Source organism: Seohaeicola zhoushanensis (assembly GCF_014656415.1).
GTDB classification, from domain to species: domain Bacteria; phylum Pseudomonadota; class Alphaproteobacteria; order Rhodobacterales; family Rhodobacteraceae; genus Seohaeicola_A; species Seohaeicola_A zhoushanensis.
Genome location: NZ_BNCJ01000002.1, coordinates 322,459 through 345,747 on the forward strand (window position 1 = coordinate 322,459; position 23,289 = coordinate 345,747).

At 66.1% G+C, this 23,289-nt stretch carries 24 protein-coding genes; 14 read left to right on the plus strand and 10 right to left on the minus strand.

Annotated elements, in window-relative coordinates; translation table 11 throughout:
* Window positions 1–12 precede the first annotated feature (12 nt).
* Complete coding sequence (ccoN, locus tag IE266_RS05605) at window positions 13–1,617, minus strand: cytochrome-c oxidase, cbb3-type subunit I (RefSeq protein ID WP_189679055.1); 1,605 nt, start codon at window positions 1,615–1,617, stop codon at window positions 13–15.
* Between the two features lie 202 nt (window positions 1,618–1,819).
* On the opposite strand from ccoN, the gene IE266_RS05610 reads away from it, so the two are divergent.
* On the plus strand, window positions 1,820–2,659 hold the full coding sequence (locus IE266_RS05610; RefSeq protein ID WP_189679056.1) for a universal stress protein: 840 nt from the start codon (window positions 1,820–1,822) through the stop codon (window positions 2,657–2,659).
* A gap of 63 nt (window positions 2,660–2,722) precedes the next feature.
* On the opposite strand, the gene IE266_RS05615 is transcribed toward IE266_RS05610, so the two are convergent.
* From IE266_RS05615 to IE266_RS05625, 3 genes are all read right to left on the minus strand, one after another.
* On the minus strand, window positions 2,723–3,784 hold the full coding sequence (locus tag IE266_RS05615) for a glycerophosphodiester phosphodiesterase family protein (protein ID WP_189679057.1): 1,062 nt from the start codon (window positions 3,782–3,784) through the stop codon (window positions 2,723–2,725).
* A gap of 174 nt (window positions 3,785–3,958) precedes the next feature.
* Window positions 3,959–5,536 (minus strand): glycerol-3-phosphate dehydrogenase, encoded by a 1,578-nt coding sequence (glpD, locus tag IE266_RS05620; protein WP_189679058.1) that lies wholly within the window; start codon window positions 5,534–5,536, stop codon window positions 3,959–3,961.
* Window positions 5,511–6,302 carry a DeoR/GlpR family DNA-binding transcription regulator gene (locus IE266_RS05625; RefSeq protein WP_189679059.1) on the minus strand — a complete coding sequence of 264 codons (792 nt, stop codon included), beginning with the start codon at window positions 6,300–6,302 and terminating at the stop codon, window positions 5,511–5,513. The genes glpD and IE266_RS05625 overlap by 26 nt, the downstream gene beginning before the upstream one ends.
* Window positions 6,303–6,451: 149 nt before the next feature.
* Here IE266_RS05625 and IE266_RS05630 point away from each other — a divergent pair, with 149 nt between their 5' ends.
* The 6 genes from IE266_RS05630 to IE266_RS05655 all read left to right on the plus strand — a co-directional run bounded on the left by IE266_RS05630 (window position 6,452) and on the right by IE266_RS05655 (window position 12,781).
* Window positions 6,452–8,188 carry an ABC transporter substrate-binding protein gene (locus tag IE266_RS05630; RefSeq protein WP_189679060.1) on the plus strand — a complete coding sequence of 579 codons (1,737 nt, stop codon included), beginning with the start codon at window positions 6,452–6,454 and terminating at the stop codon, window positions 8,186–8,188.
* A 124-nt stretch (window positions 8,189–8,312) separates the two neighbouring features.
* On the plus strand, window positions 8,313–9,377 hold the full coding sequence (locus tag IE266_RS05635; protein ID WP_189679061.1) for an ABC transporter ATP-binding protein: 1,065 nt from the start codon (window positions 8,313–8,315) through the stop codon (window positions 9,375–9,377).
* 9 nt (window positions 9,378–9,386) lie between these two features.
* Window positions 9,387–10,460, plus strand: coding sequence for an ABC transporter ATP-binding protein (locus IE266_RS05640; protein ID WP_189679062.1), 1,074 nt, complete (start codon window positions 9,387–9,389; stop codon window positions 10,458–10,460).
* 262 nt (window positions 10,461–10,722) lie between these two features.
* Window positions 10,723–11,586 carry a carbohydrate ABC transporter permease gene (locus tag IE266_RS05645; RefSeq protein WP_189679063.1) on the plus strand — a complete coding sequence of 288 codons (864 nt, stop codon included), beginning with the start codon at window positions 10,723–10,725 and terminating at the stop codon, window positions 11,584–11,586.
* 5 nt (window positions 11,587–11,591) lie between these two features.
* On the plus strand, window positions 11,592–12,389 hold the full coding sequence (locus tag IE266_RS05650; RefSeq protein WP_189679064.1) for a carbohydrate ABC transporter permease: 798 nt from the start codon (window positions 11,592–11,594) through the stop codon (window positions 12,387–12,389).
* Window positions 12,390–12,514: 125 nt separating this feature from the next.
* On the plus strand, window positions 12,515–12,781 hold the full coding sequence (locus IE266_RS05655) for a DUF2160 domain-containing protein (RefSeq protein WP_308434574.1): 267 nt from the start codon (window positions 12,515–12,517) through the stop codon (window positions 12,779–12,781).
* A 5-nt stretch (window positions 12,782–12,786) separates the two neighbouring features.
* On the opposite strand, the gene IE266_RS05660 is transcribed toward IE266_RS05655, so the two are convergent.
* The 3 genes from IE266_RS05660 to IE266_RS05670 all read right to left on the minus strand — a co-directional run bounded on the left by IE266_RS05660 (window position 12,787) and on the right by IE266_RS05670 (window position 13,998).
* Complete coding sequence (locus IE266_RS05660) at window positions 12,787–12,969, minus strand: DUF3008 family protein (RefSeq protein ID WP_189679066.1); 183 nt, start codon at window positions 12,967–12,969, stop codon at window positions 12,787–12,789.
* Window positions 12,970–13,031: 62 nt separating this feature from the next.
* Window positions 13,032–13,736: a winged helix-turn-helix domain-containing protein gene (locus IE266_RS05665; RefSeq protein WP_189679067.1), complete on the minus strand. Its 705-nt coding sequence runs from the start codon at window positions 13,734–13,736 to the stop codon at window positions 13,032–13,034.
* The gene (locus IE266_RS05670) at window positions 13,708–13,998 is read right to left on the minus strand and encodes a hypothetical protein (RefSeq protein WP_189679068.1); all 291 of its coding nucleotides are present in this window, start codon (window positions 13,996–13,998) and stop codon (window positions 13,708–13,710) included. Before IE266_RS05670 ends, IE266_RS05665 begins: the two co-directional genes overlap by 29 nt.
* 174 nt (window positions 13,999–14,172) lie before the next feature.
* Here IE266_RS05670 and IE266_RS05675 point away from each other — a divergent pair, with 174 nt between their 5' ends.
* From IE266_RS05675 to IE266_RS05690, 4 genes are all read left to right on the plus strand, one after another.
* Window positions 14,173–14,685, plus strand: a complete 513-nt coding sequence (locus tag IE266_RS05675; protein ID WP_189679069.1) for a hypothetical protein — start codon at window positions 14,173–14,175, stop codon at window positions 14,683–14,685.
* Between the two features lie 122 nt (window positions 14,686–14,807).
* The gene (gene rnhB / locus IE266_RS05680; protein WP_189679070.1) at window positions 14,808–15,440 is read left to right on the plus strand and encodes a ribonuclease HII; all 633 of its coding nucleotides are present in this window, start codon (window positions 14,808–14,810) and stop codon (window positions 15,438–15,440) included.
* 90 nt (window positions 15,441–15,530) lie between these two features.
* Window positions 15,531–16,628: a site-specific DNA-methyltransferase gene (locus tag IE266_RS05685; RefSeq protein ID WP_189679071.1), complete on the plus strand. Its 1,098-nt coding sequence runs from the start codon at window positions 15,531–15,533 to the stop codon at window positions 16,626–16,628.
* A gap of 137 nt (window positions 16,629–16,765) precedes the next feature.
* Window positions 16,766–18,175, plus strand: coding sequence for an adenylate/guanylate cyclase domain-containing protein (locus tag IE266_RS05690; RefSeq protein WP_189679072.1), 1,410 nt, complete (start codon window positions 16,766–16,768; stop codon window positions 18,173–18,175).
* Here IE266_RS05690 and IE266_RS05695 read toward each other — a convergent pair.
* The 3 genes from IE266_RS05695 to mutY all read right to left on the minus strand — a co-directional run bounded on the left by IE266_RS05695 (window position 18,172) and on the right by mutY (window position 20,908).
* Window positions 18,172–18,576, minus strand: a complete 405-nt coding sequence (locus tag IE266_RS05695; protein WP_229863904.1) for a response regulator — start codon at window positions 18,574–18,576, stop codon at window positions 18,172–18,174. The two genes, IE266_RS05690 and IE266_RS05695, sit on opposite strands and share 4 nt — an antisense overlap.
* Window positions 18,577–18,643: 67 nt before the next feature.
* On the minus strand, window positions 18,644–19,777 hold the full coding sequence (locus IE266_RS05700; protein ID WP_189679471.1) for an alkane 1-monooxygenase: 1,134 nt from the start codon (window positions 19,775–19,777) through the stop codon (window positions 18,644–18,646).
* A gap of 48 nt (window positions 19,778–19,825) precedes the next feature.
* Window positions 19,826–20,908: an A/G-specific adenine glycosylase gene (mutY, locus tag IE266_RS05705; RefSeq protein ID WP_189679073.1), complete on the minus strand. Its 1,083-nt coding sequence runs from the start codon at window positions 20,906–20,908 to the stop codon at window positions 19,826–19,828.
* An 82-nt stretch (window positions 20,909–20,990) separates the two neighbouring features.
* Here mutY and IE266_RS05710 point away from each other — a divergent pair, with 82 nt between their 5' ends.
* The 3 genes from IE266_RS05710 to IE266_RS05720 are packed head-to-tail and all read left to right on the plus strand — an operon-like array spanning window position 20,991 to window position 23,285.
* Window positions 20,991–21,497: a DUF721 domain-containing protein gene (locus tag IE266_RS05710; protein WP_189679074.1), complete on the plus strand. Its 507-nt coding sequence runs from the start codon at window positions 20,991–20,993 to the stop codon at window positions 21,495–21,497.
* 13 nt (window positions 21,498–21,510) lie between these two features.
* Complete coding sequence (locus tag IE266_RS05715) at window positions 21,511–22,176, plus strand: DsbA family protein (protein ID WP_189679075.1); 666 nt, start codon at window positions 21,511–21,513, stop codon at window positions 22,174–22,176.
* On the plus strand, window positions 22,173–23,285 hold the full coding sequence (locus tag IE266_RS05720; protein WP_189679076.1) for a CaiB/BaiF CoA transferase family protein: 1,113 nt from the start codon (window positions 22,173–22,175) through the stop codon (window positions 23,283–23,285). The genes IE266_RS05715 and IE266_RS05720 overlap by 4 nt, the downstream gene beginning before the upstream one ends.
* The last annotated feature ends 4 nt before the right edge of the window (window positions 23,286–23,289 follow it).

Genomic DNA, 23,289 nt, shown 5'->3' on the forward strand with positions numbered 1-23,289 from the left:
TCTCGGCCCCCCTTATTCGGCCGGGACGGCTGTGGCGAGGTTCTGCTCCTTGGCAGGGACCCCACGAACAGTCATCCAGAGGTTGTAGACCATGATAAGCGCACCGGTCAGATACATGACCCCACCCAGCGCACGCACCACATACATCGGGAACTTGGCGGCCACGGTGTCGGCGAAGGAGTTCACCAGGAAACCGTTGGCGTCGACTTCACGCCACATCAGGCCTTCGAGGATCCCCGTCACCCACATCGAGGCGGCGTAGAGCACGATACCGATGGTGGCGAGCCAGAAGTGCCAGCTGACCATGCTCAGGCTGTAGAGGCGATCCCGCTTCCAGAGCGCGGGGACCAGGAAGTAGAGGCAGCCGAAGGTGATCATGCCGTTCCAGCCAAGTGCGCCGGAGTGGACGTGACCGATGGTCCAGTCGGTGTAGTGCGACAGCGAGTTGACCGCGCGGATCGACATCATCGGGCCTTCGAAGGTCGACATGCCGTAGAAGCCGATCGAGATCACCATCATGCGGATCACCGGGTCGGTGCGCAGCTTGTCCCAGGCACCCGAGAGGGTCATCAGGCCGTTGATCATGCCGCCCCACGAGGGCATCCACAGCACGATCGAGAACACCATGCCCAGCGTCGAGGCCCAGTCGGGCAGCGCGGTATAGTGCAGGTGGTGCGGACCGGCCCAGATATAGATGAAGATCAGCGCCCAGAAGTGGATGATCGACAGCTTGTAGCTGTAGACCGGGCGACCGGCCTGCTTGGGCACGAAGTAGTACATCATGCCCAGGAAACCGGCGGTCAGGAAGAAGCCCACGGCGTTATGGCCATACCACCACTGGGTCATCGCGTCCTGCACGCCCGTGAAGGCCGAAACCGACCGCGAGCCCCAGAACGAGACCGGAATCGCCAGGTTGTTCACCACGTGCAGCATCGCCACCGTGATGATGAAGGACAGGTAGAACCAGTTCGCGACGTAGATATGCGGTTCCTTGCGCTTGATGATCGTGCCCAGGAAGACGGCCAGGTAGGCCACCCAGACGATCGTCAGCCAGAGGTCGACCATCCATTCGGGCTCGGCGTATTCCTTCGACTGGGTCGCGCCCAGCAGATAGCCGGTTGCCGCCAGCACGATGAACAGCTGGTAGCCCCAGAACACGAACCACGCGAGGTTGCCGCCCCAGAGCCGCGCCGCGCTGGTGCGCTGGACGACGTAGAACGAGGTGCAGATCAATGCGTTGCCGCCAAAGGCGAAAATGACCGCCGAGGTATGCAGCGGGCGCAGCCGGCCAAAGTTGCCGTAGCCCTGCAGGACCTCGAAATTCAGCGCCGGGAAGGCCAGTTGAAGCGCGATGACCACGCCGACCAGGAAGCCCACCACGCCCCAGAACGAGGTCGCGATGACACCGGCGCGGACGACGGAGTCGAAGTATTCGTTGCTCGGCGTCGCGGGCACCGGCTCGCCGGTCTTTCGCAGCGTGTAGATGAACATACCGCCTGCCACCAGCATGATGATGATGGCGTGCACCATGTATGCCAGATCGCGCGCGAAGTTGATGCCCATCATCGCGACCAGCGTGATGAGACCAAGCGCAATCAGCTTGAGAGTGTTTGACATATTACGTCCCCTGACCTTGTCTCGGGCGGTTCTTCTGCCACCCGGACGGATTCGGAATGGTGGCTTGATGCAGGACCCTGCGCCGGAAAACCTTGATCTGCATCAAAACATTTCTGCCCCCGATATGTCAGCTTTGAAACCGTAAAAGTTGTAGGGCACCCCAATTTGTCGCTTGCCCAGGGATCATTCAGCGAGGATCAGAATGGCTTACAAATCGCTCTTGAGTGTGGTCACCGACCTTCGGTTCGCCGATGCGCCGCTGGCCGCGATGGCAACGCTCGCCGAGGCCGGCGATGCCCATGCCGACGCGCTCTGCCTGGGCGTGGACCGGACCCAGACCGGCTATTACTACGCCGGCGCCAACGCCATGGTCCTGCAGGAGACGCTCCAGCGCGCCCATGCCGAAGCCGCCGAGATTCAGGAGCACGTGAACGCCACCCTGGGCCGCACCGGCGCGCGCTGGGCCAGTGACAAGGGCGTGGTGCAGCTCGCTGACATCGGCCGTCACGTCGGCTTCCACGCCCGCTTCGCCGATCTCGTCGTGCTGCCCCGACCCTATGGCAAGGATCGCGGCCCCGAGGTCGAGGCGGTGGTCGAGGCGGCGCTGTTCGAAGGCCGTGCCCCGGTGCTGGTGGTGCCCGATACCGGCGCGGTCAAACCCGAGCCGGAAACCGTGCTGGTCGCCTGGAACGAAAGCGCCGAGGCGATGACCGCCATCCGCAAGGCACTGCCCTTCCTCAAGACCGCCAAGGTTGTGCGCATCGTGGTGATCGACCCGCCGGCGCACGGCCCCGAACGCTCCGATCCGGGCGGGCTGCTGGGCCAGATGCTGGCACGCCACGGCGTCACCTGCGAGATCGACGTGCTCTCCAAGACGCTGAACCGGGTCTCGGACGTAATCAACCGCCACGCCAGCGATACCGGTGCCGACCTGGTGGTGATGGGCGCCTATGGCCACTCGCGCTTCCGCGAGGCCATCCTTGGCGGCGCAACCCGCAACATGCTCGAAAAGGCTGCGGTGCCGGTCTTCCTGGCGCATTGAGCCATCAGGCTTGGCAAGAACACGGCCGCTCCCGGCGGGGGCGGCCGTATCCCTTGACTGCGCTCAGGCGCTGCGGCGGCGCAGCACGGCGAAACCGCCGAGACCGGCCAGCAGCAGCGGCAGACCGGCCGGCAGCGGAACTTCCGACACGGCATTGCGCTCGGCCAGGTAGTCCACGGCGAGATCGGTGTAGTTGGTGAAGATCCCGTCCATGCCGGCATCGACCCAGAACTCGTACTGGGCGTAGGCATCGTCCCGGTTGCTCTTGTTGAAGGTCCAGCCATGCACCGTCATGCCAAGGGCATGTGCGGCCTGGATGAACTCGGCACCCATCGCACTGCCCGACAGGCTCACGCCCAGGCCATCTGCGAAGACGGCGAGGTCGCTCAGCAGGCTGACCTGGCCGGTGGTCGCGTCGAGCAGGCCAAAGCCGTCATCGGTCAGCCGGGCATAGCCGAGCGCCGCGATGGTGTTGTCCATGCCCATCAGCGCCTGCAACTCGGCCAGCTCGCGCGCGCCGGCATGGCTGAAGGTCTGCAGGATTGCGTGATCCTCCGGCGCGTCGAAACCGGCGGCCTTCATCTCGTTCAGGATCTGCTGGTTCATCGCCGTGCTGTTCGGCGTCTTGGCCTCGGGATAGATCCCGATGTCGTCGCCGCTGGCAGTGTTGTGCGCGTTCACGAAGGCCATCACCTCGGCGAAGGTCGGCACCTTGAACGGGTCGGCCATCGTCGGCGTATAGCCGGGGTACGAGGTCGAGGCGGTCGAGGACGCAGGCTCGACGGTCAGCTGCTGGATCTCGGCATAGGTGTAGTCCGACACCTTGTAGCCGCCGTTGCGCATCCCCAGCACGGTCTCGACATTGGTGGTGCGGTTCAGCGTGCTGTCGTGCATGGCGATCAGGACGCCGTCGCTGGTGGTCTGCAGGTCGGGCTCGACGATGTCGGCGCCCATCCGGATCGCCAGTTCATAGGCGGCCAGGGTGTGCTCGGGCAGATAGCCGCTGGCGCCACGGTGGGCGATGACCAGCGGGGTCTCGCCGGAGAGCGTGTTGTACGAGGCAGCAAGGGCCGGGGCGGCCAGCAGCGCGGCCGCGGCAGCGCCGGCGAGGAAAGTGCGGTACATGGGAAATCCTGTCTTGGATATTGGCTAAAATGCGGCCGGAACATGGTCGCAATAGGGCAGTACGGTTGCCATGTGACGGGACGATTAAAGGTTTGAGAAAAATATATTAATTTATTGTGACAGCCGGGGAGGGGCAGGGAGAACCACGCCCGGCGGCGCTGCCGCGCGCACCGTTCAGGCGCTCAGGTAGGCCTCGAGCCGCGCGGCGGCGTCCGACCCAAGGTGCAGCCCCAACTTGGTGCGCCGCCAGAGCACGTCCTCGGCGGTCTGCGCCCATTCCCGCGCCTTCAGCCAGTCGACCTCGGCCGCGGTGAGCGTGGCGCCGAAATCCTGCCCGAGGTCGGCGGCGCTGGTGGCGGTGCCCAGGAAGGCCCGTGCCTCGGTGCCATAGGTGCGCACCAGCCGGCGCGCCCATTGCTCGGTGAGGAACGGATAGTCGTGGCGCAGCCCCTCGGCCAGGTCCGGCGCGCCATCGACCGGAAAGTCGCCGCCGGGCAGCGTTGCGCGGGCCGTCCATTCGCCCGAGGTGCCGGGAAAGAACGGCAGGATACGCGCCATCGCCGCCTCGGCCAGCTTGCGATAGGTAGTGATCTTGCCGCCGAAGACGCTCAGCAGCGGCGCACCGGCGGTGTCCAGGCTCAGGACGTATTCGCGGGTCGCCGCCGTGGCCGAGGAGGCCCCGTCGTCATAAAGCGGGCGCACGCCGGAATAGGTCCAGACGATGTCCTCGGCGCGGATGTCGGTCTTGAAATAGCCATTGGCGAAGGCACGCAGGTAATCGGCCTCCTCGGGCGTGCAGACCGGGGCCACGTCCGGGTCGGGGTGGTCGTTGTCGGTGGTGCCGATAAGCGTGAAGTCGTCCTCGTAGGGAATGGCGAAGATGATCCGCCCGTCGGTGCCCTGGAAGAAATAGCACTTGTCGTGATCGAAAAGCCGGCGCGTCACGATATGGCTGCCGCGCACCAGGCGGATGTTCTCCGACGAGTTGATCTTCAGCGTGTTGTGGATGACCTCGGAAACCCACGGCCCGCCGGCATTGACCAGCGTGCGGGCGCGGACGGTCTCCTCGCTGCCATCCGCGCGGCGCAGGTGGACATGCCAGAGATCGGCCTCGCGCCGGGCCGAGACGACACGGGTGCGCGGCAGGATACGCGCGCCGCGCTCGGCGGCGTCACGGGCGTTCAGCACCACGAGGCGCGAGTCCTGCACCCAGCAGTCGGAATACTCGAAGGCCCGCTCGAAACGGTCCTCGAGCGGCGCGCCCTCGGGCGTGCCCTGCAGCCGGATCGACCTGGTCCCCGGCAGGATCTCGCGCCCGCCGAGGTTGTCGTAGAGAAACAGTCCCAGCCGGATCAGCCAGGCCGGGCGGCGGCCCTTCATCCAGGGCATGAACAGCGTCATCAGCCGCGAAGTGGGCGTGTCACTCTCGAACCGCATGTCGCCCGAATAGGGCAGCACGAAGCGCATCGGCCAACTGATATGCGGCATCGCGCGCAGCAGCACCTCGCGTTCGCGCAGCGCCTCGCGGACCAGGCGGAATTCGAAGAACTCCAGATAGCGCAGGCCCCCGTGGAACAGCTTGGTCGAGGCCGAGGAGGTGGCCGAGGCCAGGTCGTTCATCTCGGCCAGCGTCACCGAGAGGCCGCGCCCGGCGGCGTCGCGGGCGATGCCGCAGCCGTTTATGCCGCCGCCGATGATGAAGACATCGCAGACCGCACCCGCGGGATCAGGCGGAGAGACTGCCGTGTTCATCTTGATCTTCCAGTGAAATGATTTGGGTATTGCCGCGCAGCGCCGCCTCGACGAAGCCGCGCGGGGGGCGCTTGTCGGTGACGAAATAGTCCAGTTCGGCGACGTTGCAGATGCGCACCGGCGCGGTGCGGTCGAACTTCGAGCTGTCGGCCACGCAGATGCGGGTGCGCGAATTGCGCAGGATCGCGCGCGCAACCGAAACCTCGCGGCTGTCGTAGTCGAGGATCGCCCCGTCCGTATCCAGCGCCGAGGCGCCGATCACCGCGAAATCGACCTTGTAGCGCGAGATGAACTCGACCGCGTCCTCGCCCACGATGGCGCCGTCGGTGGTGCGCACCGCGCCGCCCACCAGGATCAGCTCGCGCACACGGGTGCCCATGAGCTGGTTGATGATGTTGATGTTGTTCGAGACGACGACCAGCCCGCTGTGCCGGGTCAGCGCCCGGGCGACTTGTTCGGTAGTGGTTCCGATGTTCAGGCAGAGCGAGCAATCGTTCGGGATCAGCCCCGCCGCCAGCGCGCCGATGGCCTCCTTCTCGGGGCCGTTCAGCATCCGGCGCTCGTGATACTGCCGATTCGCCACCGAGGCCACCTTGCGTGCCCCGCCATGGGTGCGCGCGGCCAGTCCGATGTCGCAAAGTTCGCCCAGGTCGCGCCGGATCGTCTGGCTGGTGACGTTGAATCGATTCGCCAGCGCCTCAACCTCCACGTGTCCCTCAACACGCAGAGATTCCAGAATTTCCTGCTGGCGACCGCTCAGTTCCATACCCTGTCCAAAGCGCAATTCTTAACGCTCGTATAGGGGCAAAAGCGCGCATATTCCAAGAAGAACATTCGTTTGACTTTCGTTTGTGTTCGTTTAAGCAAGGCGACGCAGGGTCACTTGCGCATAAACGAAACACAGGGAGGTGTGAGATGCGAAAGTATCTTCTCTCCGCAGTTGCGGTCTCAGCCGTGGTTGCGGGAAGCAATGCCGCATATGCAGACGCCGCTGCGGCCGAGAAGTGGATCAATGACGAGTTCCAGCCGTCCGCGCTCAGCAAGGACGAACAGAAGGCCGAGATGCAGTGGTTCATCGACGCCGCAAAGCCTTTTGCCGGGATGGAGATCAACGTGCTCTCCGAAGGCATCCCGACGCACAGCTATGAATCGACAGTTCTGACCAAGGCATTCGAAGAGATCACCGGCATCAAGGTGAACCACCAGATCCTGGGCGAGGGCGAGGTCGTCCAGGCGGTGCAGACCCAGATGCAGACCCAGCGCAATCTCTATGACGGCTACGTCAACGACAGCGACCTGATCGGCACCCACGCCCGGCTTCAGCTGGCCTACAACCTCACCGACCAGATGGCCGGCGACTGGAAGGACGTGACCAACCCCGGCCTCGACCTGGCCGACTTCATGGGCACCAGCTTTACCACCGGGCCCGATGGCAAGCTCTACCAGCTGCCCGACCAGCAGTTCGCCAACCTCTACTGGTTCCGCAAGGACTGGTTCGACAACGAAGAGATCAAGGCCAAGTTCAAGGCCAAATACGGCTATGACCTCGGCGTTCCGGTCAACTGGTCGGCCTACGAGGATATCGCCGAGTTCTTCACCAACGACGTGAAGGAGATCGACGGTACCCGCATCTACGGCCACATGGACTATGGCAAGCGCGCCCCCGACCTTGGCTGGCGGATGACCGACGCCTGGCTCTCGATGGCTGGTGCCGGCTCGCCGGGCGAGCCGAACGGCGTGCCGATCGACGAATGGGGCATCCGCATGGAAGCCGGTTCCTGCAACCCGGCCGGCGCCAGCGTCAGCCGCGGCGGCGAGGCCAACGGCCCGGCGGCGGTCTTCGCGATTGCCAAGTGGGACGAGTGGCTGCGCAAGTATGCGCCTCCGGGCGCGGCCTCCTATGACTTCTACCAGTCGCTGCCGGCGCTGAGCCAGGGCAACGTCGCCCAGCAGATCTTCTGGTACACCGCCTTCACCGCCGACATGGTGAAGCCGAAGTCGGAAGGCAACAACACCGTCGATGACCAGGGCATGCCGCTCTGGCGGATGGCGCCCAGCCCGCATGGCCCCTACTGGAAGGAAGGCCAGAAGGTCGGCTACCAGGACGTGGGCTCGTGGACCTTCCTCAAGTCCACCCCGGATGACCGCGCCAAGGCCGCCTGGCTCTATGCGCAGTTCGTCGTCTCCAAGACCGTCGACGTCAAGAAGAGCCACGTTGGTCTGACCTTCATCCGCGACAGCACCGTGCGGCACGAGAGCTTCACCGAGCGCGCGCCGAAGCTGGGTGGCCTGGTCGAGTTCTACCGCTCGCCCGACCGCGTGGCATGGTCGCCGACCGGCATCAACGTGCCCGACTATCCGAAGCTGGCGCAGATCTGGTGGCAGCAGATCGGTGACGTGAACTCCGGCGCCTTCACCCCGCAGCAGGCGATGGACCGCCTGGCCGAGGAGATGGACATCACCATGGCCCGGATGCAGCAGGCCGACGAGGCGGCAAATGTCTACGGCGGCTGCGGCCCGCGCCTGAACGAGCCGAAGGACCCGTCCGAATGGCTCGGCAAACCGAACGGCCCGCACGCCAAGCTCGACAACGAAAAGCCGCCGGGAGAGACCGTCAACTACGACGAACTCGTGGCGCGCTGGTCGAAGTAAGGCCCGTTCCTCGGGCCGGACGGTCCTCTCGCCGGCCCGAACCACCGGGGCCCCCTTCGTGGGGCCCTGGTCCACAACCGAAGACCGCGCCGGGGGCAGGGGCGCGCGAAGGGGGGGAGATATCATGACCATCGAGCTGGAAAACGTCACCAAGCGCGTCGGCGCGGTGACCCATATCAAGCCGGTGACGCTGACGCTGAAGCCGGGGCAGTTCAACGTGCTGCTGGGCGAGACGGGCGCGGGCAAGACCTCGCTCATCAAGCTGATGGCCGGGCTCGACCCGGCGGCAAGCGGCACCATCCGGATGAACGGCAAGGACGTCACGCATCTGTCGACGCAGAAGCGCAACATCAGCCTCGTGCACCAGTTCTTCGTGAACTACCCGCATATGAGCGTCTTCGACAACATCGCCTCGCCGCTGAAGGTGGCGGGCATGGCCAGGTCCGAGATCGAGGGCCGGGTCGAGCAGGCGGCGAAGCTCTTGCAGCTGACGCCGATGCTCAAGCGCCGTCCGCAGGAACTGTCCGGCGGCCAGCAGCAACGCACCGCGCTGGCCCGCGCCATCGTCAAGGAAAGCCAGGCGGTGTTCCTGGACGAGCCGCTCGCCAACCTCGACTACAAACTGCGCGAGGAGCTGCGCGACCAGCTGCCCGACCTCTTCGCGGGTCGCGGCGCGGTGGTGATCTATGCGACCTCGGAACCGGAAGAGGCGCTGATGCTCGGCGGGCGCACGGCGCTGATGCAGGACGGCCAGGTCGTGCAGTTCGGCCCCACCGCCGGCATCTATCGCCGCCCCGGCTCGCTGGCGGCGGCGCAGGTCTTCTCGAACCCGCCGATCAACACCGCCCCGATCACCAAGCGCGGCAGCCGCGCGCACATGGGGTCCGCGATCTCCTGGGAGCTGACCGGCGCGGCGGCAGACCTGCGCGACGGCGACTATACCGTCGCGGTGCGGCCCAACTACGTCCTGCCGGTGCGCGACCGCGGCGCCGATGTGCCGATGACCGGCACGGTGCTGGTGACGGAGCTCTCCGGCTCGGAATCGAGCGCGCATTTCAGCCTGCCGGGCGGCAGCTGGGTCTCGCTCTCGCCGGGGGTGCATCCCTATGAAGTCGGGCGCGACCACCAGTTCTTCATGGACGCCTCGCGCTGCTTCTATTTCGCGCCCGATGGCGCCCTTGCGGCCTGAGGGGGCGGAATGGCGAAGATCACGCTGGAAAATCTGCGGCACAGCTACCTTCCGAACCCCGCGGCCGAGGACGACTATGCGCTGAAACGGATCGACCACGTCTGGGAGGACGGCGGCGCCTATGCGCTGCTCGGTCCATCGGGCTGCGGCAAGTCGACCCTGCTCAACATCATCTCGGGGCTGCTGGCGCCCTCGGAAGGGCGGATCCTGTTCGACGAGACCGACGTGACCCGCCTGCCGCCGGACCGGCGCAACATCGCGCAGGTGTTCCAGTTTCCGGTGATCTACGACACGATGACGGTCTACGACAACCTCGCCTTCCCGCTCAGGAACCGCGGCCGCAGCGAGGACGTGGTGGCCAGGCGCGTCACCGCGATTGCCGAGATGCTGGAAGTGACGGCGATGCTGAACACCCGCGCGTCGCACCTCTCGCCCGACAACAAGCAGAAGATCTCGATGGGGCGCGGCCTCGTGCGCGAGGACGTCAACGTGGTGATGTTCGACGAGCCGCTGACGGTGATCGACCCGCACCTGAAGTGGAAGCTGCGCTCCAAGCTCAAGGAACTGCACCACCGGGTGCGGGCGACGATGATCTACGTCACCCACGACCAGACCGAGGCGCTGACCTTCGCCGACCAGGTGGTGGTGATGGACCTCGGCGTGATCGTGCAGATCGGCACGCCGGTCGAACTGTTCGAGCGCCCGGCCCATACCTTCGTCGGCCATTTCATCGGTTCGCCCGGCATGAACGTGCTGCCCTGCGAGGTGCGCGACGGCGCGGCCTTCTTCAACGGCGTTCAGGTGCCGCTCGAGGGGCGGATCACCGGCACCGGCGCAAGGACCGAGATCGGCATCCGCCCCGAGTTCGTGAGCCTCGCCCCCGGCGGGCTCGAGGGCCGGGTGCGCAAGGTCGCCGACCTTGGCCGCCACGCGGTGGTCGAGGCGATGGTGGGCGACACCCGCGTCTCGGCCATCGTCGAGGGCCCGGTCCCGGCGCAGGGCGAGGTGGTGTCGCTGGCGTTCCGGCCGGACCAGACGCGGCTCTATGCCGACGGCTGGCTGGCGACGGAGGCGGGGCGATGAGGGGCGGGGCGCGACTTGCGCAAGCCGGGCGGGCGCCTGCCCGTGGGATGGCGCCGCAACGATTGAACGGCGCGCTTTATGCCGGCCACGTTCCTCCCCGTCCTGTGGCCTGGCCCGGCGTCGACAAAGCGCCAGCCCGCCGGGACGGTCGCCATTGGAGCGCCATTGGTCCGAGCGACAATGGCGACGCGCTCGCCCGGCGCCTTCGGCTTGATTCCGGGCGGGAGCAAAGTTCCGACATTGCAATGAGGGGAAGCCAATCATGAAGACCGTCAACCAGAAAGCCTGGTTCTTCGTCCTCCCCGTGCTCCTGCTCGTCGCCTTCAACGCGCTGGTGCCGATCATGACGGTGGTCAACTACTCGGTGCAGGAGACCTTCGGCAACAACCAGTTCTTCTGGGAGGGCCTGGGCTGGTTCCAGCAGCTCCTCCGCTCCGAACGCTTCCACGCCGCGCTGGGCCGGCAGTTCCTTTTCACAGGCATGATCCTCGCCATCGAGATCCCGCTCGGCATCGTCATCGCCCTCTCGATGCCGAAGAAGGGCTTCTGGGTGCCGGTCTGCCTCGTCCTCATGGCGCTGCCCATGCTGATCCCCTGGAACGTCGTCGGCTCGATGTGGAACATCTTCACCCTGCCGGGCATCGGCCTGATGGGCTATTTCCTGAACGAGGTGCTGGGCATCCCCTATGACATGACCCAGCAGCCCATTGCCGCCTGGATCACCATCATAGTGATGGACGTCTGGCACTGGACCTCGCTGGTGGTGCTGCTCTGCTATGCCGGTCTCGTCTCGATCCCCGACGCCTATTACCAGGCCGCCAAGATCGACGGCGCCAGCCCCTGGAAGGTCTTCCGCTACATCCAGCTGCCGAAGATGCGCACCGTGCTGACCATCGCGGTGCTGCTGCGCTTCATGGACAGCTTCAACATCTATACCGAGCCCTTCACCCTTACCGGCGGCGGCCCCGGCAACTCGACGACCCTGCTCAGTATCGACCTCGTCAAGATCGCCCTCGGCCAGTTCGACCTCGGCCCGGCGGCGGCGATGTCGCTGATCTACTTCGCCATCACGCTCTTCGTCAGCTGGCTGTTCTACACGCTGATGACGCGCGACGACCAAAGGTGAGCCCCATGCAGAAACGCCACCTCATCCCGCTGGTCTACATCCTCTTCCTGCTCCTGCCGATCTACTGGCTGGTGGCGATGAGCTTCAAGACCACGAACGAGATCCTCTCGGGCTTCTCGCTCTTCCCGCAGACCTTCACGCTGGCAAATTACCGGACGATCTTCACCGATCCGACCTGGTACTGGGGCTATATCAACTCGATCCTCTACGTGTCCCTGAACACGGTGATCTCGGTGGTGGTGGCGCTGCCGGCGGCCTATGCCTTCTCGCGCTACCGCTTCCTGGGCGACAAGCACCTGTTCTTCTGGCTGCTGACCAACCGCATGGCCCCGGCGGCTGTCTTCGCTCTGCCCTTCTTCCAGCTCTACTCGGCGGTCGGCCTGTTCGACACCCATATCGCGGTGGCGCTGGCGCATTGCCTGTTCAACATCCCGCTCGCGGTCTGGATCCTCGAAGGCTTCATGGGCGGCGTGCCCAAGGAGCTGGACGAGACAGCCTATGTCGACGGCTATTCCTTTCCGCGCTTCTTCACCACGATCTTCCTGCCGACGATCAAGGCGGGGGTGGGGGTGACGGCCTTCTTCTGCTTCATGTTCTCCTGGGTCGAACTGCTGCTCGCCAAGACCCTCACCGCCGTCTACGCCAAGCCGATCGCCGCGACGATGACCAAGACCGCCTCCTCGGCGGGCTACGAATTGGGGCTGCTGGCAGCGGCGGGGACGCTGACGATCATTCCCGGCGCCATCGTGATCTGGTTCGTGCGCAACTACATTGCCAAGGGCTTTGCCCTGGGGAGGGTGTGATGCGCTATCTCCTGACCTTCCTGCTGCTGCCCGGCACCGCCTTTGCCCAGGGCTGGGGCAATGTCGCCAAGCAGGCCGAGCCCAAGGGCTTTTCCTGGACCGATCCGCTCTGGGGCGGGACCTGGATGGCCTGGACGGCGGCCACTGCCGCCCTCTTCATCGGCATCTTCGCCGCGATGGCGGTGCTGGTGGTGCTGGAAATCCGCTGGCCCGGAGGGGCCGAACGGCGCGGCATCCTCGGGCTGACCACCACGCGGGGCGACCGGCTGTTCATCACGCTGCTGGGGTCCGTCTACATCTTCCTGGCCTGGCTCGGCCTGACCGACGCACTCTTGTGGACGCCTTTGGCTCTGGCCGTGCTCTGGGGCGTGTTCTGCTTCTGGAAGGTCTGACCGCCTCAGCCCTTGCGCTCGGGCTTGCCCTTGCGCGGGGTCGAGGCCATCTCCTCCAGCTCCGCCTCGGTCATCGAGTCGAACATATCCCGCGACGCCCCCTGCAACTCGCTCTTGTCCGTCTCGCCGCGCTTGGCGGACAGGGCCGCGCCGGCGGCGCGCTGCTGGGCCTTGGACTGGGCTTTCATGGTCTCTCTCCCGATTTTGACAGGAGAACAACCGGCAGTGCCCGGCGGGGGTTCCCGCCGGGTCAGATCATCCGGATCACATCCTTGTCGATCGCCAGCATATAGCCGCGCCGGGCGATGTTCTTGACCAGCAACTCGCTCACCATCTGGTTGCCCAGCGTGTCGCGCAGCCGCTTGATCCGGGTCGCGCCCGCCGCCTCGTCGCAATCGGCGGCGTCCTTGCCCGAGATCACCGACTCGATCTCGGCCCCCGACAACACGTCGTCGTCCAGCCGCGCCTCGGCCAGCACCGCCAGAGTCTCCATCGCCGCCGCCGTCAGCTTGAAGCCGAAGTTGTTGAGATAGACGGTGTTCTCTTCCCGGCTGATCAGCAGCGAGTTGACCTGGATCCCCTGCCGCTCGATCTCGCCCATCTGGCGGTTCATCGCCACCAGCATGACCAGCAGCACCAGCGCAGCCACCACGGCGGCGGTGGCAAACAGCATCAGCACGAAGATGATCATCCGATAGCCCGACAGCGTCTCGGAAAAGGCCGTGCCCGACTGCGCCAGGATCTCAAGCAGCTTGATCTCGGCCTGCCCGGTCAGCGCGTCGTTCTCGATGAACAGCTGTTCGACCCGCGCGTTGAAGGCATTGGCGTCGGGCAGGGCGAGCAGCAGCATCGCCCCGGCGGCGGCCAGGATCAGCACGATGGCCGCAATCCCGAGGGTGACGGTCCGGTTGCCGGACCGCCGCGCCTCAGAAGCGGAGAAAGAACTCTCCGGCATTGGCCCTCCTTTGGTCCAGCCCCTCGGGGCCGAAGACCGAAACCACGTTCAGAAGCGTCCAGCCCTGAGCGGCGAGACGGGCAGAGACTTCGGCCTGGGCCGCGCTTTTCTGGCACGCCCCCTGCAATTGCATGACCCCGTAATGCAGGCGCATCGGGTTGCCCTGCTTGGCCTTGTAATCGGCATAGCAGTCCGCCGCAAAGGCCGGTTGGGCCAATGCCATCGCGGCGGCGAGGATGAGATTTCGCATGATGTGCTTCATGCCGCCACTCTGCGCCGGCGGGCCCGGATATTCAATGACAACAGGCCTTTGCGCCGCTGATATCGGATAACAGGGGGGCGATATTGCCTGTCCGGAGCACCTGGGGCCAGGGTTGGGACATCGCCGGTCGAGAGTGATCGGACACCGACATGCCAACCTCGAAAGGAACGTCCCATGCACCGCAAGTTCATCACGCTCATCGTCTCGGCCGCCGTTGCGGTTGCCGGCTTCAGTGCCCCCGCCCGTGCGGATGGTGACGACATCGCCAAGGCTCTGATCGGGTTCACCGCGCTCGCGCTGATCGCCAAGGCGATCGACGACAAGAACGACCGGGCGACCACCCATTACCCCGCGCCGCCGATCTATGGCCAACCGGGCCGCCCCCCGATCTACGGCCAGCCGGGGCGTCCGCCGATCTATTCGCACCCGACCCGCCCGACCTACCCGCGCCCGCTGCCGCCGCAGGTCTCGCGCTATGACCTGCCTCAAAGCTGCCTGCGCAACTTCCGCGTCGACGGGCGGACCGTCCAGCTCTTCGGCCACGCCTGCATGAACAACACCTACGCCTATGCCAACTCGTTGCCCAACGTCTGCCAATACGGCTTCCACACCGATCGGGGCCGTTCGCGGATCGGCTACGAACCGTTCTGCCTGAGCCAGAAGGGATACCGCACGGCACGGTTTTAAGCCTGCGGAGATGGCGCGCCGGTATGCGCCGTCGGAAGGGGAGGGTCCGCGGGCCCTCCCTTTTCCTTTGCCCAAAGGCGCCGCCCCTTGCGCCGGCGGGCGGATTGCGCTCTGCAAGGGGCATGAGCACACCTGACGACAGCCTTGAACGCGCCGCGATGGAGCGCGGCTTCCTCCGCATCGCCGGGGTCGACGAGGTCGGCCGCGGCCCGCTGGCCGGGCCGGTGACGGCGGCGGCGGTGGTGCTCGACTTCGCGCGTCTGCCGGCGGGGCTGAACGACTCCAAGAAGCTGACCGCCCGCCGCCGCGATGCCCTGGCCGAGGCGATCCGGGACTGCGCGCAGGTCGGCGTCGCCCATGCCAGCGTCGCCGAGATCGACGAGATCAACATCCTGCGCGCCAGCCATCTCGCGATGCTGCGCGCCGTCGCCCTGCTCGACCCTGCACCCGACTTCCTGCTGATCGACGGCAACCTGCTGCCCGCCGGGCTGACCATACCCGCGCAGGCTGTGGTCAAGGGCGATGCGCGCTCGCTCTCGGTCGCCGCCGCCTCGATCCTGGCCAAGACGGTGCGCGACGCCATCATGGTGGATTTGGCGCAACAGCATCCGGGCTACGGCTGGGAGAAGAATGCCGGATACCCAACAAAATGTCACACTCAGGCACTGAGCGACTTGGGTGTTACCCCACATCATAGGCGTTCGTTCAAACCTGTCCACAATATCTTGTATCAAGGCCAAACCATAACTGATTGATTCAAAAAAGAATTTGACGCCGATTCGGTCATGAATCATCCTGAGCCCAACCACGAGAGCGCAACAAAGCGTCCGGGACAGAGGCAGAAGATGACGAAGACCAAAGACAAGAGCGCAGCCGCGCTCCCCCTGAACTCGATTCTTGACGGCGATTGCGTCGAGGTCATGAACAGCCTGCCGGCGGCGTCGGTGGACCTGATCTTTGCCGATCCTCCGTACAATCTCCAGTTGAAGGGCGACCTGCATCGCCCCGACAACAGCCATGTCGACGCGGTCACCGACCACTGGGACCAGTTCTCCAGCTTCGAGGCCTACGACCAGTTCACCCGCGCCTGGCTCAAGGCGGCGCGGCGGCTCCTGAAGCCGAACGGCGCGATCTGGGTGATCGGCTCCTATCACAACGTCTTCCGCGTCGGCACGGCGCTGCAGGACGCGGGCTATTGGCTGCTCAACGACGTGGTCTGGCGCAAGTCGAACCCGATGCCGAACTTCCGCGGCAAACGCTTCACCAACGCGCACGAGACGCTGATCTGGGCCAGCCGCGACGAGGGTGCCAAGTATACCTTCAACTACGAGGCGCTGAAGGCGCTGAACGAAGGCGTGCAGATGCGCTCGGACTGGGTGATCCCGCTTTGCACCGGGCATGAACGCCTCAAGGACGCCAACGGCGACAAGGCCCACCCGACGCAGAAGCCCGAGGCACTGCTGCACCGCGTGCTGGTCGGCACCACCAACCCGGGCGACGTGGTGCTCGACCCGTTCTTCGGCACCGGCACCACCGGCGCCGTGGCCAAGATGCTGGGCCGCGAATACATCGGGATCGAACGCGAGGCCGCCTACCGCGAGGCCGCCGCTGCCCGCATCGCCAAGGTGCGCAAGTTCGACCGCGAGGCGCTGACGGTCACCACCTCCAAACGTGCCGAACCCCGCGTCCCCTTCGGCCAGCTGGTCGAGCGCGGCCTGCTGCGCCCCGGCGAGGCGCTCTATTCGCCGCGCGGCCAGGTCGCCAAGGTGCGCGCCGACGGCACGCTGATCGGCTCGGACGTGCGCGGCTCGATCCACCAGGTCGGCGCCCATCTCGAAGGCGCGCCCAGCTGCAACGGCTGGACCTACTGGAGCTTCCGCAAGGACGGCATGAACGTCCCGATCGACGTGCTGCGCCAGCAGATCCGCTCGGAAATGAACTGATACGGACAGTTTACCGCCGGTGCCTGTGGCCTGACACGTGGCACTCACCTGGCCCCGCCTGTTCGGCGGGGCTTTTTTCTATGGAATGCCGCCGCGGGATGCCTATCTAGAGGAACGCAGCAGCGCAGGGGCGTCGGATGGCACGCATACCCAATCCCTTCTCGATCTTCCGGGATCTCGACGAACCCATCATCGACACCGGCACGCTGAACCGCCACACCGAGGCGGTGCTGGAGCGGCACAAGCGCGAGGGGCTGGAGCTTGCCGTGCGGGCACGCTGGATCGCGCTGGCGGTGGTGGCGGTGATGCTGCCCTTCCTGAACCCGCGCTGGGACATGCTCTATTACGAGGTCCTGCTGCTGGCGATGGCCGGCGTCGGCTGGCTGCAGCGCCGGGTCGGCGTGGTCGGGCGGTCGCGGCGCGAACTTGGCGTGCTGATGCTCGACATCCTGCTGATGACCTTCATCATCGCGGTGCCCAACCCCTTCGCCCCCGAGGACTGGCCCTCGGCCATGATCCACCGCTTCGGCGGCTTCGACTACTTCTACGTGCTGCTCGCCGCCGGCACGCTGGCCTATTCCTGGCGCACCATCCTGGCCTTCGGCTGGTGGACCTCGGCGCTCTGGGGGCTGGTGGCGCTGGCCGTCTGGCTCTTCGGGCGCCAGATCCCCGCGCTGGGCACAGCGGTGCAGGACGCGCTGGTCGACCATCCGATCATGGCGCGGATGCTCGACCCGAACGCGCTGCAGGTCGACCTCAGGGTGCAGGAGATCGTGATCTTCCTGCTGGTCAGCTTCATCCTGGCGATGACCGTGCGCCGCTTCAGCCGGCTGCTGCTCAGCACCGCCCAGCTCGAACGCGAGCGCGAGAACCTGTCGCGCTATTTCTCGCCCAACGTGGTCGAGCAGCTCTCCCAGAACGACGAGCCGCTCAAGCAGACCCGAACCCACGACGCGGCGGTGCTCTTCGTCGATATCGTGGGCTTCAGCCATTACGCGGCCACCCATGACCCGCAGGAGGTCATCGCCACCCTGCGCAACTTCCACGCCCGGATGGAGGCCGAGGTCTTCCGCCACGGCGGCACGCTCGACAAGTATCTCGGCGACGGGATGATGGCGACCTTCGGCACGCCGGTGCCCTCGGAGCTGGACGCGATCAGCGCCCTGCGCTGCGTGCGGGCGATGCGCGAGTCACTGGCGCGCTGGAACGCCGAACGCGTGGCGGCGGGCGAACCGGCGATCATGGGCAGCTTCGGGCTTCACTTCGGCCCCGTGGTGCTGGGCGACATCGGCGCCAACCGGCTGGAATTCGCGGTGCTCGGCAATACGGTCAACGTGGCCAGCCGGATCGAGAAGCTGACCCGCCCGCTGGTCGCCGAAATAGCCCTGAGCGACCAGATGCGCATCCGCGCCGAGGGGCAGGCGGGGCCGGGCGACCCGGCGCTCGAAGGGCTGTTCCGGCAGGAACCGCAGGCCGTGCGGGGCCTGGACGAGATGGTGACGGTCTGGACACTGTCCCGCCCCGAGGCGGCGCTCAGACCGAACTAATGCAGCGTGATCTGCCTCGGCAGCGCCGAGGTGAAGGCAGAGGCGGTGAAGTCCGATTTCATCAGCACCTTGCGCACCCCGGCCAGCGCGGCCTTCTCCCACATGAAGGGCGAGGGCCAGTCCGACACGATGATCACCGGGATCCTGCCGTAACGGGCATCCTGCGCCAGCTCCATCGCGAAATTGGCGCCCTTGCCGTCGGGCAGGTTGTTGTCGAGCAGGATGAAGCTGACCCGGATGGTCGCCAGCGCCAGCCGCGCCTCCTCCAGCGTCGCGGCAAAACGCACCTCGACCGGCGACATCACCGCGCGAACGGTGCGGGCCATCATCCGCTGATCATACGTGCTGTCCTCGACGATCAGGCAGGTGCGCACGGACGCATTGCCGCTGGTCTGGGGCAAAGATGCTCTCCTCGATCCGGGCGATGCCCCGTTCTGCCAGCAAGCCGTTAAGAACTGCTGAACGGCCTCAGCGCGGCAGCGGCGTGGCGCCCTTGTTGTAGGGCGTCCAGTCGGTGATCTCGGGGTAATACATCGCCCGCCAGCGCCGCACCCTCGGGTTCATCACCCGCCGCCAGAGGCGCGGCATCAGCGCCAGCGTGGTCATCACGGCATAGCCATGTGGCAGCTGCGGCGCCTCGTCCTCGGTATAGTTCTGCAACAGCGGAAAGCGGCGGTTCGGCTTGTAATGATGGTCGGAATGGCGCTGCAGGTTGATGAGCAGCCAGTTCGACGCCTTCTGCGCCGCGTTCCAGGAATGGCGGGGCAGCACGTGTTCATATTTGCCATTGCCCAGGTGCTTGCGCGACAGGCCGTAGTGCTCGACGTAATTCACCATCTCCAGGTGAAAGACCGCGACAAAGGCCTGCAGCAGGAACAGCCCGACCCCGGCAAAGCCGCCAAGCGCGAAGGCCAGCGCGATGAACACCGCCTGCAACACCCAGTAGCGGAAGAAGGGGTTGGAGCGGTCGGTCCAGGGCAGGCCCCTGCGCGCCAGCTGCGCCTTCTCGGCCCGAAAGGCGGACTTGGCACATTGCACCAGCACCCGCCCGAAGAAACGCCAGAACCCCTCGCCATAGCGCGCTGTGACCGGGTCGCGCGGCGTGCCGACGTACAGATGATGCACCAGCAGGTGCTCCGAGCGGAAATGCGAATACATCACCATCGCCAGCAGGATGTCGCCCAGCCAGCGTTCGGCCCGCGCCTTCTGGTGCATCAGCTCGTGGCTGTAGTTGATCCCGATGGTCCCGGTGACGACGCCGACGCCGAAGAACAGCCCGATCCGTTCCAGCGTGCCAAGGTGGTCGGCCCGCGTCGCGTACCAGATCAGGCTGAACAGGGTGACGAATTGCACTGGCACCCAGGCCCAGGTGAGCAGTTTGTACCAGGTCAACTGGTCCTCGGCCGTCTCGGGGTCGGCATTCTCCAGGTTCAGCCCCAGCACCTTGTCCAGCGCGGTATAGGCGTTCCAGGTCACCACGACGACGAGCAGCACCCAGAGCCCGCCCATCATCGCCCCGAACCAGAGCAGCGGCACCAGGAGGAAGGAGGTGGCGAAGGGCAGCACGCTTTGCCAGCGGGCCAGCTTTTCCGGCGAGGTCATGTCGAACTCCAGCTGTCGGTTGATCGCCATGTTCCTAGGGGTCTCTGGTTAACCGTTCCTTCCGCGACCGTCCGCACCGCCGCGCCACAGATCATAGGCCTTGCGCATCACGGTCGGAAGATCCGAAGGCCGGAATTCACCATGTTCCAGGAATGCGCCCCTCTCGGGGAGCATTCCGGGCGCAACCGTGGCATGGCGCACCTCCAGGATCAGGTGGAAATGGGTGAAGGTATGGCGCACCTCGCCCGGCAGCACCTGCCATTCGGCGCGGATCGGCGGCGCGTCGAGCGCGCGCTCGCCCCAGTCCGACCCCGGCCAGCCGAGCATCCCGCCCAGCAGCCCCTTGTCCGGCCGCCGCTCCAGCAACAGCGCGCCATCCGCGCGCCGCGCGATATAGGCGATGCCGCGCCGCACCGGCTTGGGCTTCTTCTCGGCCTTCTTCGGCAGCAGCGGCGCGGTGCCGGCGGCACGGGCGGCGCAGGGCGCGCGCAGCGGGCAGATCCCGCAGGCCGGGTTCTTCGGCGTGCAGATCGTCGCGCCGAGGTCCATCATCGCCTGGGCATGGTCGCCGGGGCGCTGCTGCGGCGTCAGGGCTTCGGCCAGGCCGTAAAGCTCGGGTTTGGCGGTGGGCAGGGGCGTGTGGATATCCCAAAGCCGCGCCACCACCCGTTCGACATTGCCGTCCATCACCGTCTCGGGCGCGTCGAAAGCGATGGCCGAGATCGCGGCGGCGGTATAGGGGCCGATGCCGGGCAGCCCCAGCAGGGTGTCGTGATCGCGCGGGAAGACGCCGCCATGCTCGGCGGCCACCACCCGCGCGCATTTCAGCAGGTTCCGCGCGCGGGCGTAATAGCCAAGCCCCGCCCATTCCCCCATCACCGCGCCATCCTCGGCAGCGGCCAGGTCGCCCACCGTCGGCCAGAGCCGGGTGAAACGGTGGAAATAGTCCTTCACCGCCGCCACCGTGGTCTGTTGCAGCATGATCTCCGACAGCCAGACGCGATAGGGGTCTGGTTCCACCCCCGCGCGGCGCTCGGCCGGGCCGACACGCCAAGGCAGGGCGCGCGCATGGGTGTCGTACCACTCGAGCAGGGCCGCGCCTATGGCGCTGGTTTCAAAGGTGTCACGCATTATTTATGTCCCGCCCGGGCGGTTTCACTGGCACCCGCCCACCCGGTCCTTACAATAAGCCAACCACCGGCGGAATCCACAGATGGCACAGCGTCAGTCCACCACGCGCGGCTTCAAGCGCACCGCGGCCCTTCTCGACGGCCAGATCCGTCGTGCCGGCGAAAGCCGGGGCTTTGCCGTGTCGCGCGTGCTGACCCACTGGGCCGAGATCGTCGGCGCCGACATCGCGGCCATCGCCCGGCCGGTGAACGTCGGCTATGGCCGGGGCGGCTTTGGCGCGACGCTGACGGTGCTGACCACCGGGGCGCAGGCGCCGATGCTGGAAATGCAGAAGGAACAGATCCGCGCCAGGATCAACGCGGTCTACGGCTACAACGCCATCAGCCGGGTGCGCATCACCCAGACCGCCCCCACCGGTTTTGCCGAGGGGCAGGTCGCCTTCGACCCGGCGCCCAGGCCGGTCGAGAAACCGGAAGACCCGGTGGCGGCGCGCGAGGCGCACGAGGCCGTCGCCCCGGTCCAGGACGAAGGCCTGCGCGCGGCGCTTGAACGGCTGGGCCGTAACGTATTAAGCAACACGAAACGCTGAGAAAGGTAGGGGCATGACCCGTAAACTTGGACTTTTGGGTGCGGTGGTGCTCGCCGCGGGCCTGGGCTATTTCGCGCTGAACACATCGACCCCCGGTTCGACCGAGCTGACCGCCCCGATCGGCGCCGCTTCGGCCTCGGAAGTCGACACGTCGAGCGTGGTCGAAATGTCCATCGGCCAGGAAGACGCCCCGGTGACGATCGTGGAATACGCCTCGTTCACCTGCCCGCATTGCGCCGCCTTCCACCAGGACGGCTTCAAGCGCCTCAAGGCCGATTACATCGACACCGGCAAGGTCAAGCTGGTCTACCACGATGTTTACTTCGACAAGTATGGCCTCTGGGCCTCGATGATCGCCCGCTGCGGCGGCCCGGAGAAATTCTTCGGCATCGCCGACCTGCTCTACAAGGGCCAGTCCACCTGGGCCCGCGCCGCCGAGCCGAACGGGATCGTCGAGGAACTCAAGAAGATCGGCCGCCTCGCCGGCATCGAGAACGACAAGCTCGAAGCCTGCATGACCGACAAGACCATGGCCGAGACCCTGGTCGCCTGGTTCCAGGAGAACGCCGAGAAGGACAAGATCAACGCCACGCCCAGCTTCATCGTCAACGGGCAGCTGGTCAAGAACATGCCCTATGACGAGTTCAAGGCCGTGATCGACGCCGAGCTCGCCAAGTGAGCGCACCGCTGGCCGGCCTGAAGGTCGTCGAACTCGCCCGCATCCTGGCCGGCCCCTGGGCCGGTCAGACGCTCTCGGACCTCGGCGCCGAGGTCATCAAGGTGGAGTCGCCGAAAGGCGACGACACCCGCGCCTGGGGCCCGCCCTTCGTGACCCGGGACGAGGATGTCTCGGCCTCCTATTACCACTCGACCAACCGCGGCAAGGCCTCGATCCGCGTCGACCTCGCCTCGCCCGAGGGCCAGGCCCGCGTGCGCGAGCTGGTCAGGGACGCCGATATCCTGATCGAGAACTTCAAGGTCGGCGGCCTCAAGAAATACGGCCTCGACTACGACAGCCTCAAAGAGGTCAACCCGCGGCTGATCTACTGCTCGGTCACCGGCTTCGGCCAGACCGGCCCCTATGCCCATCGCGCGGGCTATGACTTCATCATCCAGGGCATGTCCGGGCTGATGTCGATCACCGGCGCGCCCGAGGGGCAGCCGCAGAAGGCCGGCGTCGCGATCACCGACATCTTCACCGGGGTCTACTCGGTGGTCGGCATCCTCGCCGCGCTGCACCAGCGCGCCACCACCGGCCGCGGCCAGCACATCGACATGGCGCTGCTCGACGTGGCGGTGGCGGTGACCGCCAACCAGGCGCTGAACTACCTCACCACCGGGGTCGCGCCGGGGCGGATGGGCAATGCCCACATGAACCTGACGCCCTACGAGGTCTTCGACTGCGCCGACGGCTTCATCATCATCGCCACCGGCAACGACGGGCAATACCAGCGGCTCTGCCGGCTGCTCGGCCTCGACGACATGGCCGAGGCGCCCGAGTTCCTGCACAACAAGGACCGCATTGCCAACCGCCGCGTGATGATCGCCCGCCTCAACGGCGCCACGGCGGGATGGAGCAAGGCCGACCTGCTGGCCGGCTGCGAGGCGCAGGGCGTGCCGGCAGGCCCGATCAACGACCTCTCCGAGGTGCTGGCCGACCCGCAGGTGGTGGCGCGCGGCATGCAGATCACGCTCGACGGCGTGCCCGGCATTCGCACCCCCCTGCGCTTCTCCGACGCCGAACTGTCCCTCCACCGCCCGGCGCCGAAGCTCGGCGAGGACGAATAGAGGC